General features: G+C 45.0%; 18 protein-coding genes. 16 read left to right on the plus strand and 2 right to left on the minus strand.

Translation table 11 applies throughout. The features are described 5' to 3' along the window. Positions 1 to 584: 584 nt before the first annotated feature. Positions 585 to 824, minus strand: a complete 240-nt coding sequence (locus P6N53_RS04350) for a hypothetical protein (protein ID WP_304541487.1) — start codon at positions 822 to 824, stop codon at positions 585 to 587. Positions 825 to 967: 143 nt separating this feature from the next. On the opposite strand from P6N53_RS04350, the gene P6N53_RS04355 reads away from it, so the two are divergent. From P6N53_RS04355 to scpB, 13 genes are all read left to right on the plus strand, one after another. Beyond that, a complete protein-coding gene (locus P6N53_RS04355; RefSeq protein ID WP_304541488.1) occupies positions 968 to 1,948 on the plus strand; it encodes an acyl-CoA dehydratase activase-related protein in 981 nt (326 codons plus the stop codon). Continuing rightward, a complete protein-coding gene (locus P6N53_RS04360) occupies positions 1,945 to 3,045 on the plus strand; it encodes a CoA protein activase (RefSeq protein ID WP_304541490.1) in 1,101 nt (366 codons plus the stop codon). Before P6N53_RS04355 ends, P6N53_RS04360 begins: the two co-directional genes overlap by 4 nt. Beyond that, complete coding sequence (locus P6N53_RS04365) at positions 3,045 to 4,031, plus strand: acyl-CoA dehydratase activase (RefSeq protein WP_304541491.1); 987 nt, start codon at positions 3,045 to 3,047, stop codon at positions 4,029 to 4,031. Before P6N53_RS04360 ends, P6N53_RS04365 begins: the two co-directional genes overlap by 1 nt. A 249-nt stretch (positions 4,032 to 4,280) precedes the next feature. After that, a complete protein-coding gene (locus P6N53_RS04370; RefSeq protein WP_304541492.1) occupies positions 4,281 to 6,449 on the plus strand; it encodes a Tex family protein in 2,169 nt (722 codons plus the stop codon). Between the two features lie 153 nt (positions 6,450 to 6,602). Continuing rightward, positions 6,603 to 6,863 carry a hypothetical protein gene (locus tag P6N53_RS04375; RefSeq protein WP_304541493.1) on the plus strand — a complete coding sequence of 87 codons (261 nt, stop codon included), beginning with the start codon at positions 6,603 to 6,605 and terminating at the stop codon, positions 6,861 to 6,863. 131 nt (positions 6,864 to 6,994) lie between these two features. Further along, positions 6,995 to 7,897 (plus strand): DMT family transporter, encoded by a 903-nt coding sequence (locus tag P6N53_RS04380; protein ID WP_304541494.1) that lies wholly within the window; start codon positions 6,995 to 6,997, stop codon positions 7,895 to 7,897. A 125-nt stretch (positions 7,898 to 8,022) separates the two neighbouring features. After that, on the plus strand, positions 8,023 to 8,187 hold the full coding sequence (locus P6N53_RS04385) for a spore protein P (RefSeq protein ID WP_304541496.1): 165 nt from the start codon (positions 8,023 to 8,025) through the stop codon (positions 8,185 to 8,187). Positions 8,188 to 8,420: 233 nt separating this feature from the next. Next, positions 8,421 to 9,755, plus strand: a complete 1,335-nt coding sequence (gene lysA / locus P6N53_RS04390; protein WP_304541497.1) for a diaminopimelate decarboxylase — start codon at positions 8,421 to 8,423, stop codon at positions 9,753 to 9,755. Positions 9,756 to 9,910: 155 nt separating this feature from the next. Further along, positions 9,911 to 12,643 carry a CBS domain-containing protein gene (locus P6N53_RS04395; protein ID WP_304541498.1) on the plus strand — a complete coding sequence of 911 codons (2,733 nt, stop codon included), beginning with the start codon at positions 9,911 to 9,913 and terminating at the stop codon, positions 12,641 to 12,643. Positions 12,644 to 12,671: 28 nt separating this feature from the next. Beyond that, positions 12,672 to 13,259: a site-2 protease family protein gene (locus P6N53_RS04400; protein WP_304541499.1), complete on the plus strand. Its 588-nt coding sequence runs from the start codon at positions 12,672 to 12,674 to the stop codon at positions 13,257 to 13,259. Positions 13,260 to 13,277: 18 nt separating this feature from the next. Beyond that, positions 13,278 to 14,270: a tryptophan--tRNA ligase gene (gene trpS, locus P6N53_RS04405; RefSeq protein ID WP_304541501.1), complete on the plus strand. Its 993-nt coding sequence runs from the start codon at positions 13,278 to 13,280 to the stop codon at positions 14,268 to 14,270. Between the two features lie 5 nt (positions 14,271 to 14,275). Beyond that, a complete protein-coding gene (locus P6N53_RS04410) occupies positions 14,276 to 15,040 on the plus strand; it encodes a segregation and condensation protein A (protein WP_304541502.1) in 765 nt (254 codons plus the stop codon). Positions 15,041 to 15,042: 2 nt separating this feature from the next. Further along, positions 15,043 to 15,594, plus strand: coding sequence for an SMC-Scp complex subunit ScpB (gene scpB / locus P6N53_RS04415; RefSeq protein ID WP_304541503.1), 552 nt, complete (start codon positions 15,043 to 15,045; stop codon positions 15,592 to 15,594). A gap of 54 nt (positions 15,595 to 15,648) precedes the next feature. Here scpB and P6N53_RS04420 read toward each other — a convergent pair whose 3' ends face one another. Then, positions 15,649 to 15,858 (minus strand): hypothetical protein, encoded by a 210-nt coding sequence (locus tag P6N53_RS04420; protein ID WP_304541504.1) that lies wholly within the window; start codon positions 15,856 to 15,858, stop codon positions 15,649 to 15,651. Between the two features lie 128 nt (positions 15,859 to 15,986). Here P6N53_RS04420 and P6N53_RS04425 point away from each other — a divergent pair, with 128 nt between their 5' ends. The 3 genes from P6N53_RS04425 to ytfJ all read left to right on the plus strand — a co-directional run bounded on the left by P6N53_RS04425 (position 15,987) and on the right by ytfJ (position 17,991). Beyond that, positions 15,987 to 16,853, plus strand: coding sequence for a Gmad2 immunoglobulin-like domain-containing protein (locus tag P6N53_RS04425; protein ID WP_304541505.1), 867 nt, complete (start codon positions 15,987 to 15,989; stop codon positions 16,851 to 16,853). A gap of 164 nt (positions 16,854 to 17,017) precedes the next feature. After that, positions 17,018 to 17,575: a DUF2953 domain-containing protein gene (locus P6N53_RS04430; RefSeq protein WP_304541506.1), complete on the plus strand. Its 558-nt coding sequence runs from the start codon at positions 17,018 to 17,020 to the stop codon at positions 17,573 to 17,575. Then, entirely contained in the window at positions 17,557 to 17,991 is a 435-nt protein-coding gene (gene ytfJ / locus P6N53_RS04435) for a GerW family sporulation protein (RefSeq protein ID WP_304541507.1), read from the plus strand. Before P6N53_RS04430 ends, ytfJ begins: the two co-directional genes overlap by 19 nt. Positions 17,992 to 18,114: the final 123 nt, after the last annotated feature.

An 18,114-nucleotide genomic window follows, 5' to 3' on the forward strand; every position in this document is an offset into this window, starting at 1 on the left:
TTTCAGGCTGTCGAGAAACTACCTATATTTGGGTTTTAATAATCCCTCACGATTCCTCTCTCCGCAGTGGACAGCGCTAATCGCTTGCTTCGGGCGAAAATGGGTCGCCTTCGAGTAAACATCGTGTTTACCTCAGGCTTGCCCGGACGTCCATGTCCGGGCACCCATTTTCGCATCCTCAGCTTCGCGAAGCGCTGTTTCCACTGCTTCGAATGTCGCTGTTCGGGATTATTAAAACCCAGTTGTATCTTTTTCAACAATCTGAAACAAGTGCCGCCCAGGCACTTGTTTTTTGATCCCGTAATAAAGCAACGCAAAAAGGATAACATTATTAATCAAGCTAACAAAAACAAAGTCCCACCTGTCCCGATCCTAAAATAGCAGTATAAGCAAATCATAAAAATGACCCGCTAAAGGAGGTGATAAAAATGAAGAAAACCAAACAAAAAAACCCCCAAATGAAAGCCAAAAGTGACATCCCCAACCCCATGGAGCAAGAAGTAGGACTAACCGAACAAATGAAAGTACAAGAAAAAAAGAGCTAACAAACAAACTAATAAGTAGGGCCGGAAGCTTCTCCGGCCCTACTTATTAGGCACAAACCCTATGGGCTGCTTCACCTTACTCACAGGCTTAAGCTCCGCCAAAATATAAACTTCCTCCCGAGCCTCCTGGTTAAAATACATACCCACGAAGCTATGCCCATCAGCCAATAGCCTATTAGCCTCTTCCAACCCATGCACCCTCTTTAGCTCGGTCACATATTCACCACTGCCGATGGAAATACCGCTAGCTCCACCGGAGCCACAACTACTGCAACCCATAGCAAATTCCTCCTTATTAACAGCCATACCAAAATATATAAAGAAAGATTTAAAACTATTATAACAACTTTATTATAAAAAGCATATCAAAATGAAAATTTGCCAATACTACCTATGGATATGCTCATAAAGGAGGGATTACTATGCCTGTTCGGGTGGGGATACCCAGGGCGTTGCTCTATTACTACTATTACCCCATGTGGAAAGAATTCCTGCAGCAATTGGGTGCCGAGGTTGTTGTTTCAGACCGAACTACCAAAGGGATCTTAACCAAGGGTGTACAGCATTGTGTGGATGAGGCATGCCTTCCGGTTAAGCTGGCCTTTGGGCATGTTGGAAATTTAGCAAATAAGAATGTAGATTACATTTTTCTTCCCCGCATGGTCAGTGTAGCCCAGGGAGAATATATTTGTCCAAAATTTCTAGGCTTCCCAGATATGATTAAGCAAAATATAAAGGGCCTTCCACCGGTAATTGATTCTGTTATTAATTTGCGCAATAAACCACAAGATATTAATAATTTCACTAAAGAAGTAGGCAGTCATTTTAACAAAGGAAAATTAAAAGCATGGTTAGCCTACCGAAGGGCCATGGCAGTGCATAAACAATATACCCAGCTGCTTGAACAAGGGCTAATGCCCGATGAGGCTCTATCAGTCCTAGAAGGCAGGACAAAGCCAGTTGATGATAGGGAAACTGATTTAACGGTGGCTGTAATCGGACATCCATATAATATTTATGATCCATTTATAAGTATGAATATTATCAATAAATTGAGAAAGGCTGGAGCCAGGGTTCTTACCGCTGACAATCTAACTGAGCAGGTTGTTAACCAGGGAGCAAAAAGGCTACCCAAAAAACTCTTTTGGACCCTATCCAAAAGAATGACCGGCGGTGCCTTAAACTATCACGATCAAAGATCAGTGGATGGAATTATACATGTGGCAGCCTTTGCCTGTGGACCGGACTCCATGACCGGCGAACTCATAGAGAGGTTTATACGCAGGGAAGGTAAGGTACCTTTCATGAATGTAAATTTAGATGAGCACACCGGCGAGGCTGGCATAGTTACAAGGCTTGAGGCATTTTTGGACATGGTACGGTGGAGGAGGACCGCGGTATGAAGGTAACCTGCCCCCATATGGGCAATATGTACTTATCTATCAAAGGAATGCTTGAGTACCTTGGAGTAGAGGTTATTGTTCCTCCGGCATGCAGTAAAAAGACCATCGATCTTGGCTCAAAACATTCCCCGGAATTTGCCTGTCTGCCCCTTAAACTTAACATCGGTAACTTTTTAGAGGCCAAGGAACTGGGTGCTGACACAATCCTTATGGCCGGCGGCTGCGGACCCTGCCGATTTGGCTATTATGCTTACGTTGAACATGAAATATTAAGGGATCTTAGGGTTGATTTTGATTTGGTAGTAATGGAGCCACCGGAAAAGCATATTGGCGAGCTTTTAGCCCGTATTAGAAAAATCACCGGCAATCGTCCCTGGATCCAGGTGGTCAAAGCCATTAAATTTGGCTTTCAAATTGCAAAGGCTGCAGATGAGATAGAAAGAATGTCTTATAAAATACGCCCCAGGGAGATTAGGAACGGTGATACAGACCGGGCTATGAAATCTGCCATAAGGGAACTGGAAGGGGCGAAGACCCCGGATGAACTGCCAGGTGCCCTGGGAAGGGCTAAAGAAATCATGTCCGCTGTACCGGCAGATATGAACAAAAAGGCCATCAAGGTTGCCCTAATCGGTGAAATCTATACCTTACTGGAACCCTTCGCCAATGCCAATATAGAAAGAAACCTGGGTAAAATGGGCGTTGAGGTGGATCGATCCATTATGTTAAGCGAATGGATAAATGATCACTTGTTTAAGGGCTTGCTAAAGGGTATGCCCAGCAGTGAGCGATTTAAGAAGGTTGCCTCTCCCTATCTAAATTACTTTGTGGGTGGCCATGGTCAAGAAACTGTAGGTTCGGCAGTATGGTATCACAGGCAGGGATTTGACGGAGCCATTCAAGTATTACCCTTTACCTGCATGCCGGAGATAGTTGCCCAGAGTATCCTGCCAAAGATAGCAGAAGATACTGGTCTTCCCATTATGACTTTAATAATGGATGAGCATTCCGGCGAAGCAGGGATAATAACAAGGCTGGAAGCCTTTATAGATTTATTGCAAAGAAAGAGTGAACAAAAGGAGGCTCTTACTTCCTAGTGAAAGGTTATCTTGGTATCGATGTAGGTTCTGTTAGCACTAATATTGTTTTTATGGATGAAGAAACAAATGTTTTAGAAAGCCTGTACCTGAGGACTAACGGACAGCCTGTAGTAACGGTTCAAAGGGGATTTAGGCAGATTAGGGACAAGATAGATAAGAACACTGTTATCAGGGGGGTAGGCACCACCGGAAGCGGACGTCAGCTTACTGGTGTTGTAGTAGGGGCAGATGCAATAAAAAATGAAATAACTGCCCATGCTGTAGCGGCCTCTCACCTGGTTCCGGGAGTGCAAACCATATTGGAGATAGGTGGACAGGACAGTAAAATAATAATTCTCCGCAATGGGGTAGTGGCAGACTTTGCCATGAATACCGTTTGTGCTGCTGGAACAGGCAGCTTCCTTGACCAGCAGGCAAGTCGCTTAAATATTGCCATAGAGGAATTTGGAGATCTGGCTCTCCAGGGAAAAACCCCGGTTCGTATTGCCGGACGCTGTGCAGTTTTTGCTGAATCTGATATGATTCATAAGCAGCAGATGGGCTTTAATCTTGATGATATACTGGCCGGGTTATGTGAAGCCCTGGTGAGAAATTACCTTAATAATGTTGGTAAAGGGAAAGAGATTTTAGGTCCTGTGGTTTTCCAGGGGGGGGTGGCAGCCAACGCAGGAATGAGGCGTGCCTTTGAAAGGGCCCTTGGCCTGGAGATAAACATTCCCAAAAACTATAATGTAATGGGTGCTGTTGGTGCAGCCCTGCTGGCCAGGGAGACTGTTTCCAAAGGAATCCCCACCCGTTTCAAAGGCTTTGGAGTAGCAGATATGGAATACAAGGCCGGTTCCTTTGAATGTGACGGCTGTCCAAATCTTTGTGAGGTCATTGAAATGGCTGAAGCCGGTCAGATTATCGCCCGCTGGGGCGACCGCTGCGGTAAATGGGCCAATGCCCTCTCCGCCCCAGAGGTGGCGGGGGGGATTAGCTAAAGGGTTTAACCTATAAAAATATGAAATCTATGGGTCCGGCAGGATACTGCCGGACCTTTATTTTAAAACAATTTCAACAAGGATGCCGGGTATACCTATGTTGAAATTGCTGAGTTGGTATAGATATTAACATATTATGGAAAATAATTACTTTTGGTTACACTGTCGGAAGGAAGGTGGCTATACACTGTCGAAGATCAGTTTAATTGGCAGTAAAAAGAAATCTATATATGGTAAGGAGACCTCTTAATGCAGAATGAGTCAATGATATTGGCGCAGATTTCACGGGAATTGCAAATTGTTAACCGGAAGGTTGAGCAGACCGCTAGCCTCCTGGATGAGGGAAATACCATCCCATTTATTGCCCGTTACCGCAAGGAGGTTACGGGAGAACTGGATGAGGTTCAGATAAGGAAAATATCCGAAAGGCTAAATGCCCTTCGTAATCTGGCGAAGCGTAAGGAAGAGGTAATAAGATCTATTGAGGAACAGGGTAAATTAACTGAAGAATTAAGGGAAGCAATACTAAAGGCAGAAACTGTTACCCGGGTGGAAGACTTGTACCAGCCTTTTCGTCAAAAGAGAAAGACCCGGGCCAGTGTTGCCCGGGAACGTGGCCTAGAGCCCTTGGCAGGGTGGCTTTTAAAGGTGCAGCCGGGCAGCAATATTGGCCTGGAGGCAGAAAAGTTCGTAAATCCAGAATTGGGTGTTGCTACTGTTGATGAAGCTTTGCAGGGAGCCATGGATATAATTGCAGAAATGGTATCAGACAACCCTGAGACCAGGGGCTGGGTAAGGCAGTTTACCTACAACCGGGGAGAGCTGGTGACAGAGGTAAAGAACCAGTCGGTGGATGAGCGTGGCGTATACCGTATGTATTATGAGCACAGGGAACCAGTTAAGTTTGTTCCGCCCCATAGAATACTGGCCATTAACAGGGGTGAAAAGGAAGATGTATTAAAGGTCCGGGTAGATGTAAATGAAGAAGCTATACTGGAAAGACTCAATAGGGATTGGTTACCTGCTAAAACCGGTGCACAGGAGCTATTGCAGGAGGCTGTTCGGGATGGATATAAAAGACTCTTAGCATCTTCGGTGGAACGGGATATTAGAAACCAGCTAACTGAAAACGGTGAAAAGCAGGCCATCTCTGTTTTCTCTAAAAACCTGAGGCAACTGCTATTGCAGCCTCCTGTTAAGGGGAAGACGGTGCTGGGGATTGATCCTGCCTATCGTACTGGCTGCAAATGGTCTGTGGTTGATGCTACAGGTAAATTGTTGGAGGTTGGGGTCATTTATCCTACCCCGCCTCACAAAAAAATACAAGAGGCCAGCCGAGAGATAAAGCGCATCAATGATACCTATAAAATTGATATAATCGCCATTGGTAATGGTACAGCCTCCAGGGAGACTGAACAATTTGTAGCCGAATTAATTCAAAGTGAAGGCTGGCAGCAGCTTAAATATATACTGGTCAACGAGGCAGGTGCCAGTGTTTATTCAGCTTCGGAATTGGCAGCCAAAGAATTTCCGGGTTTGGGTGTAGCCGAGCGTAGTGCAGCCTCCATTGCCAGAAGACTGCAAGATCCCCTGGCCGAGCTGGTGAAAATCGAGCCACGATCCATAGGGGTGGGGCAATATCAACATGATGTGGAGCCAAAACAGCTGGAGGAAAGCCTGAAGGGTGTTGTTGAGTCAGCCGTTAACCTGGTAGGCATTGACCTTAATACAGCCTCCACTTCTCTATTATCCTACGTATCCGGCATTAACTCTGCAGTAGCCCAGAATATTGTGAAGTTTCGGGAGGAGAACGGAAAATTTGTTGAAAGGGTACAATTGAAGAAGGTCCCTAGACTAGGACCTAAGGCCTTTGAACAAAGTGTTGGTTTTTTACGCATCAGTGATGGTAAAAATCCATTAGACAAGACCGGCATTCACCCCGAATCTTACCCGGTGGTAAAAAAGCTCCTTGGGGAAATAAATTGCTCCGCTTCAGATATTGGAAGCCGGTCTCTGCGTGAGAAGCTTACCCAAATAAATGTTGAGGCATTAGCCTCGTTGTTGGAAACGGGAGTTCCTACCCTTAAGGATATTATTGATGGTCTACTGCGTCCAGGAAGAGATCCCAGGGAAGATTTGCCGGGGCCGCTATTTAGAAGTGATATTTTAAAAATCGAAGATTTACAACCGGGGATGTGCTTGAAGGGCACCGTAAGAAATGTTGTAGATTTCGGAGCCTTTGTAGATGTAGGCTTAAAGAACGATGGCATGGTGCATCGCTCTGAATTAAGCAATCGTTCCTTCCGTCACCCCCTTGATATCCTTTCTGTGGGTGATGTAGTTGAGGTAAGGGTACTATCCGTAGATCTTGAAAGAAATAGAGTGGCTTTAAGCATGAAGGGAGAAAGTCAAAGCTAGGTCCTTAAACTGTTCCGATATTGAGCACTAAAGAAAAAAATTAAGAATTTTTAAAATAAATCCCCATTAGGAGCGAAAAAACTGTATAATATAATCGCGAACATGTTTTGGGGGATTTAAGTTATCTAAAGTGTCCAATTGAGGGAAAGGGACGTGGCACTGGTGGTTAACCGGCAGGAGTTGTTTTGGAGGATTGAGAGGGCAATGCTTTCTATGCAAGCCTTAGGTTATACTCCCGAGCAAATAGAGAGTGTATTGATGGATGTCTTTTACCAGCGACCCCAGGGGAGCTACAGCAATGAGGAGTTAACTCCTATGGTTAGGGAACTGGAAAAGAGAGTAGTCGAAGCAAAACGCTGGATATTATACTTGAATAGCGGTTCCTGTGGCCTGAGTCCAATAACTAAGTCATAAACAAGCTTTAATTATAGACCCCTACCACTATATGGCTGGGGTTTTACCATGTCATTACATTTTTTTATTGTCCTAGCAAGTTTACTTTGCTATTATGTTTCTATAACTGCTAAAAAAGAGGTATTTAAAGAGTGGGAAAATTATTAGGAGCCTTTTATTTGTCCCTTGCGGCAGGGATTTGGGGCGGAATGTATGTTGTCAGCAAATATGTTTTAGATTTTGTACCTCCATTAACCCTTGTGGTTTTAAGGTTTATTATTGCAGCCACGGTGCTGGGGCTGATTTTTTACTATAAAAAGGACCGAAGGGTAGAAAAAGAAGATTTAAAGCTGGTGGCTTGGTTAGGTTTTATTGGTTATACAGTTTCTATCGGGGCCCAATTTGCCGGCACATGGTTATCATCTGCACATATGGGAGCGGTAATAACATCAGCATCCCCGGCTTTTATTGTATTATTTGGTGCTTTGCTCTTAAAGGAAAGAATTACCCTGCCCAAAATTTTGTCTTTGCTGGTTGCCTCTGTCGGCGTGGCTGTGGTGATAGGGGTAGGGTCCCACGGCATGGAGGGTGGCAGCCTGATCGGAAACCTATTCCTGGTTTTGGCAGCGATCAGCTGGGCACTTTATTCAGTGATGGGTAAGATTGCTACTAAAAAATATTCATCCCTGGCGGTAACCTTTTATGCATCGTTATTTGGGTTGATTTTTACCCTGCCCTTGGCAGCTTGGGAATTAACAAGATTACCGGCTGATCCTCTGGCAAATGTCTGGGTCTGGTCAGGTATACTATACTTAGGTGTGGTTTCCACGGCAGGGGCTTTTTATTTTTGGAATAAAGGCTTTGAGCTAATGGATGCTTCCTCAGCCGCGGTATTCTTTTTTGTTCAACCCGTGCTGGGCTCCCTACTGGGTTGGCTAATCCTTAATGAGCATTTAGAAACAAATTTTTTCATTGGGGGAGCCATGATCCTTCTTGGTGTAGCCATAGCCTCCTTTAGCCCGGAAAGCACTAAAAGGGAGACCGAGACCTGCTAAAGTTTTATAGCTCGACAATGTTTGTGAATTAATACCACAATTTACCTGTTGTATTAATACTTAGAATTGGTGTAGAATAAAGAGCCTAGATGGCAAAAAGTTTGTCTGGAGAGGTGGTGTTTTTTGTGTCCGAGAATCAAGTCCATGATTATGTGTTGTCTCCCGATGAACTAAAGGAAATCTGGGCCAAATACGGTAAACCGGGTGAGACTGCTCCTGGAACTAAAGCTACCAAAAAACGTAACAATAGAGCTCAAACAAATACTCAATCTAATGAAAAAACCGGCTAGAAAAACCCTGTCGCAACAGCGACAGGGTTTTTTAGGCATTAATCGAATATTGACCGTTGCTTGACCCTCATTTTTTTTCCAGCTATAATCTATACTGTAAAGTTAAGATTTATTTAGGCGGCCCAAGGATTCTTGTGGCCGCCTAATCTATAAAGCCGACCTAATAAAAGGAAAAATGTGTCAGTGTCAATATTAACCATTAACGGCGTAAAATGGTTTGGGAGGAGAAATAAATGAAACTACAAGGAACCATGATAATTAATGATTTGGGTCATTTGGAAATTGGTGGTTGTGATACTGTTGAACTGGCAAAGGATTATGGTACACCCCTTTATGTTATTGATGAAGAGCTCTTTAGACAAAATTGCCGTGACTATTATCAGGCATTTACCGAGACCTATGGGGCAGAGGTTATTTATGCCAGCAAGACACTATCAAATTTAGCCATATGTGCTATTGTTAATCAGGAAGGCCTTGGCTTAGACGTGGTTTCCGGAGGAGAGCTTTTCACTGCTGCAAAAGCCAAATTCCCCATGGACAGGGTATATTTTCACGGTAATAACAAATCAGTGGAAGAATTAAAAATGGCTCTGGATTACAAAGTGGGCAGAATTATGGTTGATAATTTGTATGAACTGGGGCTTCTTAATGCCATTGCCGCAGAAGCAGGGCAAAAGGCAAAGATTATGCTTCGCTTGAGTCCGGGTGTGGAAGCACATACCCATGAATATATTAAAACCGGGCAGATTGATTCTAAGTTTGGCCTGACCCTAGAAAATGGCATGGCACTATCGGCCGTTAAGCGTTGTCTGGAGCTGGACAATATTGAACTTAAAGGCTTCCACTGCCACATTGGCTCGCAAATATTTGAGTTACAATCCTATGCCCATGCTGCTGAGGTAATGATGAGCTTTGTTAGGAGTGTTCATCAGGAAGCAGGTTATTTAGCCCAAGAGTTAAATCTCGGTGGAGGTTTAGGCATTTATTACTTTAGGGATGATCAACCCCGTCCAGTTAAGGAATATGCTGATATTATGATGGTTGCTCTAAAGGAAAAGGCACGGGAATTTGGGCTTCCGGTACCTAAGGTAATTGTAGAGCCAGGCAGATCCATTTCCGGACCTTCAGGCACTACCTTATATACCATAGGGGCAATCAAAGATATCCCCGGTATAAGAAAATATGTTTCTGTGGATGGGGGCATGGGGGATAATCCTCGCCCAGCCCTCTATCAGTCCCGTTACGAGGCCTGTTTAGCAAACCGCATAACCGAGGAAGATGCTGAGACGGTTTCCATAGCCGGCAAGTGCTGCGAATCTGGAGATATGTTGATTTGGGATGTGGAATTGCCGGAGGTTCAGGCAGGGGATATCCTAGCGGTTTCCAGTACCGGAGCATACAATTACTCCATGTCAATGAATTACAATAGGCTACCTCGGCCAGCCATGGTTCTGGCTGCCAATAATAAAGCTGAGTTAATCATTCGGAGAGAAGACTATGCAGATCTAATCCGTAATGATGTACTACCTGAGCGTTTGGACAGTTCTGTAGTCAACTTAGCCAAGTAGGCACTAATTTGTAGTCTTGTTGTTAGTATTGGTATTACCCCAAGCCTAACAACAAGACCTTCTGTGTTATAGCCTTTTCTGGTCAAGGACTGTATGATATAATTTAATGTATTTACATAACGGAACAATATTTTCCTTTTGGGGGGGTGCTCTGTTTGGAGATTATTACCACACATGTCAATACAGACCTGGACGGGCTAGCTTCTATGGTTGCGGCTCAAAAGCTATACCCTGGTGCAGAGTTGGTCTTCCCGGGAAAATTATCCCGCAACGTTGAGGAATTCTTGGCCCTGCATAAAGACACCCTCAAAAATGTCCGGAATATTAAGGATATCAATATTAGCAAAGTTAAGAGATTAATTATGGTTGATACCAAAAGTCCAGGCAGGGTCTCCAAGTTAAAGGAATTATTTAACTTGCCCCAGGTTGAGGTGCATATTTTTGATCATCACCCCCGGGCGGAGGGTGATGTTCGAGGCAAGGTGGAGGTTGTGGAGCCCCTGGGAGCCTGTTCTACCCTACTAATTGAAAAAATCAGGTCCAAGGGATTGGAAATAACCCCCCTAGAGGCTACAATTATGGCCCTGGGAATTTATGAAGATACAGGCTGCCTGGTCTTTACCAATACTACACCAAGGGATATTAGGGCTGCGGCTTTCTTGTTAGAGCAGGGGGCAAATTTAGCGGTGGTGGCTGACTTCTTAGGCCGACCCCTAACCCAGGACCAGAAATCCCTATTAAAGAGACTTCTGGTAAGTGCCGAACATCATCAAATTAATGGCACTAAGATCCTAATAGCCCGGGGAAGTGAAGATGAATTTGTGGGAGGCCTTGCCCTGCTTACTCACAAATTGGCAGAAATAGAGCAGATAGACGCGGTCTTTACTGTGGTTGAGATGGAGGACCGGGTTCACATAGTGGGAAGATGCCCCCTTAAAGAGGTAAACTGTAAGGAAGTCATGGAGCAGTTTGGCGGAGGGGGCCATCCAGCCGCCGCCTCTGCCACAGTAAAGGGGCAGGGGGTAGATGAGGTTGCCGATGCCCTGCTGGAAATTGTTAAGGGTATGGTAAGGCCGCCCCTTACCGTTGGAGATATTATGTCCAGTCCTGTAAAAATGGTCTTCCCTGAAACAACTATTGAGGAAGCTGGTAAAATTATGCTTCGCTATGGGCATACAGGTTTGCCTGTTATCGGCAAGGGCAAATTGGTGGGTGTTATTTCCAGGCGTGATGTTGAGAAGGCAACCCATCACGGACTGGGACATGCCCCTGTAAAGGGTTATATGACGGTGAATGTTGTTACCGTCCAGCGAGATATGAATATTAATGACGTTCAGGATTTAATGATTGAAAAGGATATCGGCAGGCTGCCGGTGGTTGAGGGAGATATGGTGGTGGGTATAGTTTCCAGGACAGATGTCTTACAAACCCTGCATGAAGGGTTTCAAGGCAGATACTCCACCACATATACTGATAAGAATGGCAATAGTCCCAAAAGCTCGAACATCCGTCCCGACATGCAGCGGGTGTTGCCGGGCCGGATCATGGGTATTTTAGCCAAGGCTGGCGAGGTGGCGGAGAACTTAAATTATCAGGTCTACGCCGTGGGAGGCTTAGTCCGGGATGTATTGCTGAAGGTAGAAAACCTTGATGTGGACTTGGTGGTTGAGGGCGATGGAATCCTCATGGCCAATAAATTGGCCGAGGTTATCGGCGGTCGTGTTCGACCCCATGAAAAGTTTGGCACGGCGGAGATTCTTTTTCCCGATGGCTACTGGGTAGACGTGGTAACCGCCAGGGTAGAGTATTACGAATATCCCGCTGCCTTACCCCAGGTTGAGCAATCCTCATTAAAGCATGACCTTTATCGCCGGGACTTTACAATCAATGCCATGGCTGTAGCTTTAAATCCCGGTAGATTTGGTGAATTGGTTGATTACTTTAATGGTAGGGAAGACTTACAAATAGGGGCTATCCGAGTTTTACACAACCTAAGTTTTATTGAAGATCCAACTCGAATATTAAGGGCCATTCGCTTTGAACAGCGCTATGATATGGCCGTTGAACCTCAGACCATGAGGCTGATTAAAGAAGCAGTAAGGGAAAAGGTAATTGCCCGGCTTTCCACCGAACGCATGTGGGGGGAACTTAAGAGCATACTGGAGGAATCTGATCCCGAGCACATGTTAGACCGTATGTCTGAGCTGGGAGTGTGGGATTACTTATTCCCCGAGATAACTTTTTGGGAAGTTCAGCCGGTTATTAGTGAGATGCCCCAGGCACTGATGATTTTACGAAATTGGGGTTGGGCTGAGCCTGCGGAGAAGTGGCTGCCCTATTTCTTAGCCATACTGCATTGGACCACCCAGGACACTGCCCATACCATCTGTCAGAGATATTTCCTGGGACGGCGTCAGACCGATAAGGTCCTTGATACCATTGCCCATTGGCGGGCCGCCCTAAAAAGTCTATCGGCAACAGAAGATGTGCCCCTTTCAGAATTAACAAAAATTGTTCAGACCCTGCCCAGGGAGGCTTATCCACTGTTTCTTACCCTCCTCGAGGATAAAATGGCCATACGCCGCTTCCGGCTGGTAATGGAATCAGTGCATAGGCAAAAACCCTCTGTTAACGGTAAAGACATTAGAGGCATGGGTTTTAAACCGGGGCCAATGTACAGAATCGCCCTAGATGCCCTTTGGAGGGCAAGATTGGATGGATTGATTAGTGATCGGGATGAAGAATTAGCCTATGTCAAGGCATATCTGGAGAGTCGTAATGCCCCTAAAATTGAGACCAAACAACCGGAGGCTGTAGGCTCACAGGGGAACCGCCCTAATCAAGGAACCCAAGGGAAGAAATCGAAAGGGAAGAAATCTCGTGTTTAATTTTCCATCAATACAGGATTTATTATTAATGGCGCCGCCCATTTTGCTGGCTTTGGCATTTCATGAGTTTGCCCACGCCGCGGCTGCCCATAGGCTAGGGGATAACACCGCCAGAAATGAAGGGCGGCTGACCCTTAATCCCATAAAGCATTTGGATCCCATTGGTACATTATTGCTCTTTTTCGCCGGCTTTGGCTGGGCCAAGCCTGTCCCGGTAAATCCCTGGAATTTCGATAACCCGAAACAGGGAATGATGCTGGTATCCCTGGCGGGTCCCGGCAGCAATTTGTTTCTGGCCATTATGGGAGCTATTTTGTTTGGCTTGCTGCAGCCCATGGGCAGCTTAAATTACATGCTCAACTTTTTTATATATATTAATGTATTGCTGGCAGTTTTTAATATGTTACCCATTCCACCTTTAGATGGCTCTAAGATACTGGCCGGAATTTTGCCGGGTCGCCAGCAATGGCTTTACACCTTGGAGCAGTATGGCACACCAATTTTATTTATATTAATATTTTTAGGGGTCTTAAGGCCTGTGCTTAAGTTTTTTATTTATCCAATTGTAGGCATGTTAAATTCCCTGGCAAACTTTGTTGCCGGGTTGCCACTATAATTAAAAGGAGTCTTGATTATGGCCGCTGCAAAAGGAACGATATTAAGTGGTATGAGACCTACGGGTCGCCTCCATTTAGGTCACCAGAGTGTATTAAATAACTGGGTACGTCTGCAGGAACAGTACAACTGTTTTTATGCTGTGGCTGACTGGCATGCTTTGACCACCGGCTGGGAGGAAGCCAAGGGTATTGGCAAGAATACAGAGGAAATGGTTGCCGATTGGTTAGCTTCAGGCCTGGACCCTGACAAATCAACAATCTTTAGACAATCAAGGGTTTTGGAGCATGCAGAGCTGCATTTGCTGTTCTCTATGATTATACCCCTTTCCTGGCTGGAAAGGGTGCCTACCTATAAAGATCAGATCCAAAAGCTGGGAGAAATGGGAAAGGATATTAATACCTACGGGTTTCTAGGCTATCCATTGCTTCAGGCTGCTGATATTCTGGTTTACAAGGCCAATGCTGTACCCGTGGGAGAAGATCAACTTCCCCACATAGAGCTGACCCGGGAGGTTGCCCGACGCTTTAACCACCTTTTTAAACCGGTATTCCCGGAGCCCCAAGGAATTGTTAACAAAGAGACGGCGGTATTACCAGGTGTTGATGGGGCTAAAATGAGCAAAAGCTACCAAAACTATGTTTCCATTGGTGCCGATCCAGAGGAAATTAAAAGAAATGTTAATCTAATGATCACCGATCCCGGCAGGATTCGCAAAACTGATCCAGGCAATCCGGATGTCTGTGTGGTTCATAAGTTTCACCGTATTTATAATGCCGGAGTTTTAGAAGGCATAGAAACCGACTGCCGGGCCGGCAGTATTGGTTGTGTAGCCTGTAAGAAACAGCTTAGCAGCACCTTAGAACAGCAACTGGCTCCCATAAGGGAGCGCAGGGATCAGGTATTGGCCAAGAAGGGCTATATTGAAGAGGTTCTTCAGGCTGGTGAAGATAAAGCCAGGGCTGCTGCAGGGAAGACCATGGAGGAAGTACGCCAGGCCATCTTTGGCTAAAGCAGGTGAGTAAACTGTCTTATGAAGTAAAACTAGCTGCCTTTGAGGGACCCTTAGACCTATTACTTCACCTGATCAATAGGGATCAGGTGAATATTTATGACATCCCTATTGCCAAGATTACTGCTCAATATTTGGATTACCTGCAGCAGATGCAAAATCTTGATATGGAAATAGCAAGCGAATTTTTAGTTATGGCGGCAACCTTGGTGGCCATAAAAGCGAGAATGCTGTTGCCAAGGACCCCCAAAAATATCTCCGCCGGAGAGGAAGAAGGGCCGGACCCCAGGGAAGAATTGGTGCTGAGACTTCTAGAATATCAAAAATTTAAAGAAGTAGCTGATTATCTAAAGGGTCAGGAGAGACAGGTAGGTAAAGTCTATACCAGACATAATTCTGCGGAAATGTACCAGCATCTTTTCAAGCCTAGGGACCCACTGGGGGGCATTTCCATTGACAAACTATTGAATTCTTTACAGCAGGTGCTGAAAAAGGCAGGGGCACAGCTTTCCGTACCGGAAGAGATCACCCGGGGGGAAATAAGCTTACCGGATAAGATGCGCCAGGTGATGGCTAAATTGATATTCTATCCCATGGGGATGCCCTTTGAAAAGCTTTTTGATGGGAGTAATAGTCGTTCAGAGATTGTTGTTACATTTTTGGCGGTGTTAGAATTGTTAAAATTAGGTCAAATAAAGGCCAGCCAACAGGAAAACTTTGGGGAGATTACTCTGCTGCCAGGAATGCCAAGGCAGTCTGAGGGGGCTTAAGATTGGCAGTTTTGTTCAGGGAGCAGGTAAAGTCTGCTCTAGAAGTATTGCTTTTTGTTTCCAGTGAACCCTTATCGGTTCAGGTACTGGCTAAGATTGTTGAGGTTGAGGCTGAAGATGCGGTGGAATTATTGCAGGAACTGGCAGTTGAGTACACTGCCAGGCCGGGAGGGCTAAAGCTCATTGAGGTGGCTGAAACCTGGCAAATGTGCACTAAGCCTGAATTTGCACCCTATGTAGAGCGGCTTTACAAGCAGCGGGGAGGTTCGGGACTATCCCGGGCAGCTGTAGAAACCCTAGCCATTATAGCTTACCGACAGCCGGTAACCAGGGCTGAACTGGAATTAATCCGGGGTGTAAAGGTGGACTCCCCCATTAACACCCTGCTGGAGCGAAACCTTATTGAGGAAAAGGGACGTCGTGAAGGACCCGGAAGACCGGTATTATACGGAACAACCCTGGAATTTCTAAAATATTTCGGCCTCAAGGATCTATCCCAACTTCCTCCCCTGGAGGAATTCTTAGTAGATGAACCTGAGGATGAAAAGGAATAATAAGTCAGAGAACCTTCTCCTTGCTTTTTTTTAGTCAGGGGAAGGTTCTTTGACTTATTTTTGCTCCTGGGTGACCTTGGCCAGGGGGATACCACAGCTTTGGCAAAGGTATTCGCCTGGTTCCTGGGGCAATTCAGTAATCTGCCCGCACTTTTGACATTTGACTCGGTATACTCCTCTAATGGATTTGAAGGCTAGATAAGTCATTGCTAAGGCTCCCAGTACACCAAAGATTAGTAAAAAAAATCCTAATGCCGATGTCATGTTTATCACCTGCAAAAAATGTTGATTATATTAACAAATATAGCAATTAAATCCTAGCATTTCCACTACAAGTGCATATTTCTCCAATAATTGCTAAAAATATATAAAAATACTTTGGGGGAATTATTATGCGCAAATTTGCTTTGGTAATGTGTTTTTTGTTTCTAATTTCTTTGTCCATAGGGTGTGGAGCGGCTAGGAAGCCAGAACAGACAGAGCCCGCGCCCAAAACAATTGTAGTGCCCGATGTTTCTAAGGTTAGCTTTGAAACCATTGAGTTGGAGAAGGCACCTGAAATTGTCCGGGCTCTGGCAAACAATCTTGAAGAAAGTCATTATGCAACCTGGACAGCAGTTAACGGCAGAAATTATGTGGTGATTAGCCAGCAAAACTTACCGGTGGGGAAAGGTATAGAAATCATTGAGATAGAGCGAAGGATACCAGCCAATGATTTTGATTGGATCAACGTCAGATTAAGGTACCTGGCAAATGTGGAGAATGGTGAGCAAGAAGGAGAACCAAAACCTATTGTGGCGGTCTTTTCATTAGACAGGGCAGTAAAAGCCCTGGGCTTTGAAATTGGGCGGGAGGAAAACAAGACGGCTCCAACTCCAGCGGTCCCACCTGCGCCTGCACCTACTCCAGCTCCGGAGACAACTAAAGAGCAGGCTGCGGAAAAGGGCCTAAGTTTAAATTCACCAAAACCCGGTGAAAAGGTTGATAGTCCTTTGCAGATTTCAGGTACGGTTTCAGGGGTAGAGGGGGCTGTAAGGGTGAGAATTAAAGACTCCGGCGGTCAAACCTTGGCAGAAAAGCCTGTTAATGTTAGTGGCTCCAGATTTAATACTTCAATTAGCTTTGGCTCATCAGAAAATGAACAAAGAGGAACTGTTGAGGCCTTTGTTACCGGAAGTGGTGGTATAGAAAAGGATATGGTTGCGGTGCCAGTTACTATCCTGCCAAAGGGAGCCGAGGAAACTATAGGAGCACCCTAGAAGGGTGAAGAATTAACTTTAGTTATTAGCCAGAGGGGAGTGACCAAAGTCTGCTAACTTTGTATTTGTCGTTGGGTTTGGGACTGTTACTGGCTTTGGTGCTCTTTTCCCATCTAATAATTCACTTTCGCTACTTTAGAGAGCAAGAGGATGATACCATAAGTGTGGAGTTCTTTCTATGGAGCTTTATAAATTATAAAATAGAAATCCCGGTACTGACTCTTCAGAACAAATTGTCTGGCATATCACTAACCACAAGAACTGAGCTGGAGACAGGGGGAGATAATTCCAGGGAGTTGCTGGGTAAGGCTGGTAAATTTAGTATTGAAAGTTTGGAAGATGCAATTTGCAAGTTTAAGCAATGGTGGCCTTTAGTTGATGAAATGAAGGTAATAGCGGATTACTTTCTTAGTCACATCCGCGTTACTTGCTTAGAGTGGCATACCAAAATAGGTACTGGTGATGCGGCAGTAACTGGCTTCCTGACAGGATTTTTATACTCCTTTAAAGGGGGAATTATCTCTGCCTTTTATAGAAAACTTGCCAATGCAGGTAACCCCAAGATTAGTGTTGAGCCTAATTTTCGCAAAGAACAATTTTCGACATCAATAAATTGCATATTTAAAATTCGAGTTGGCAATATTATGGTTACTGGCGTAAAAATATTTATGAAGATGGTTAAGAGACGGGGGGTGAACAGAACTTGTCAGAACATCCCATAGAAGGCCTGATGAAGACTGCCATGGAAAGTATCAAAGAAATGGTTGATGTTAACACAGTTGTAGGGGATCCCGTTGAAACACCCGACGGCAGTGTTATCATTCCAATTTCAAGGGTGGCCTGTGGATTTGCCGCCGGTGGTGGTGATTATCAAGCCGGAGCCAACGGAAAGAAGGAAGGTGAGGCTCCTGGACCTCCCTTTGCCGGGGGAAGTGGTGCGGGGGTATCGGTGCAACCCATGGGCTTCCTGGTTGTTGGCAACGGACAAATCCGCTTGTTGCCTGTAGATGATAGCCATGCCTTGTTTGACCGCCTGATCGATGTTGCCCCACAAATGCTGAACCAAGTACAGGGCATTTTTAACCGTGGTGTAAATCAAACAGCCACAAATACACAGACTCAGCCACCAGTGATATAATAACTTTTTAAAAAGTGGGGAAACCCACTTTTTTGCTATATAATATGCTCTTAAAATCAAGCTGGCAGGGACTTGATTTAGATGTGACTTTCTAATTTTTTTTTAAAGGTAATAATAAGTTTA

This window comes from Desulforamulus aquiferis, from assembly GCF_030577015.1.
Taxonomy (GTDB): domain Bacteria; phylum Bacillota; class Desulfotomaculia; order Desulfotomaculales; family Desulfotomaculaceae; genus Desulfotomaculum; species Desulfotomaculum aquiferis.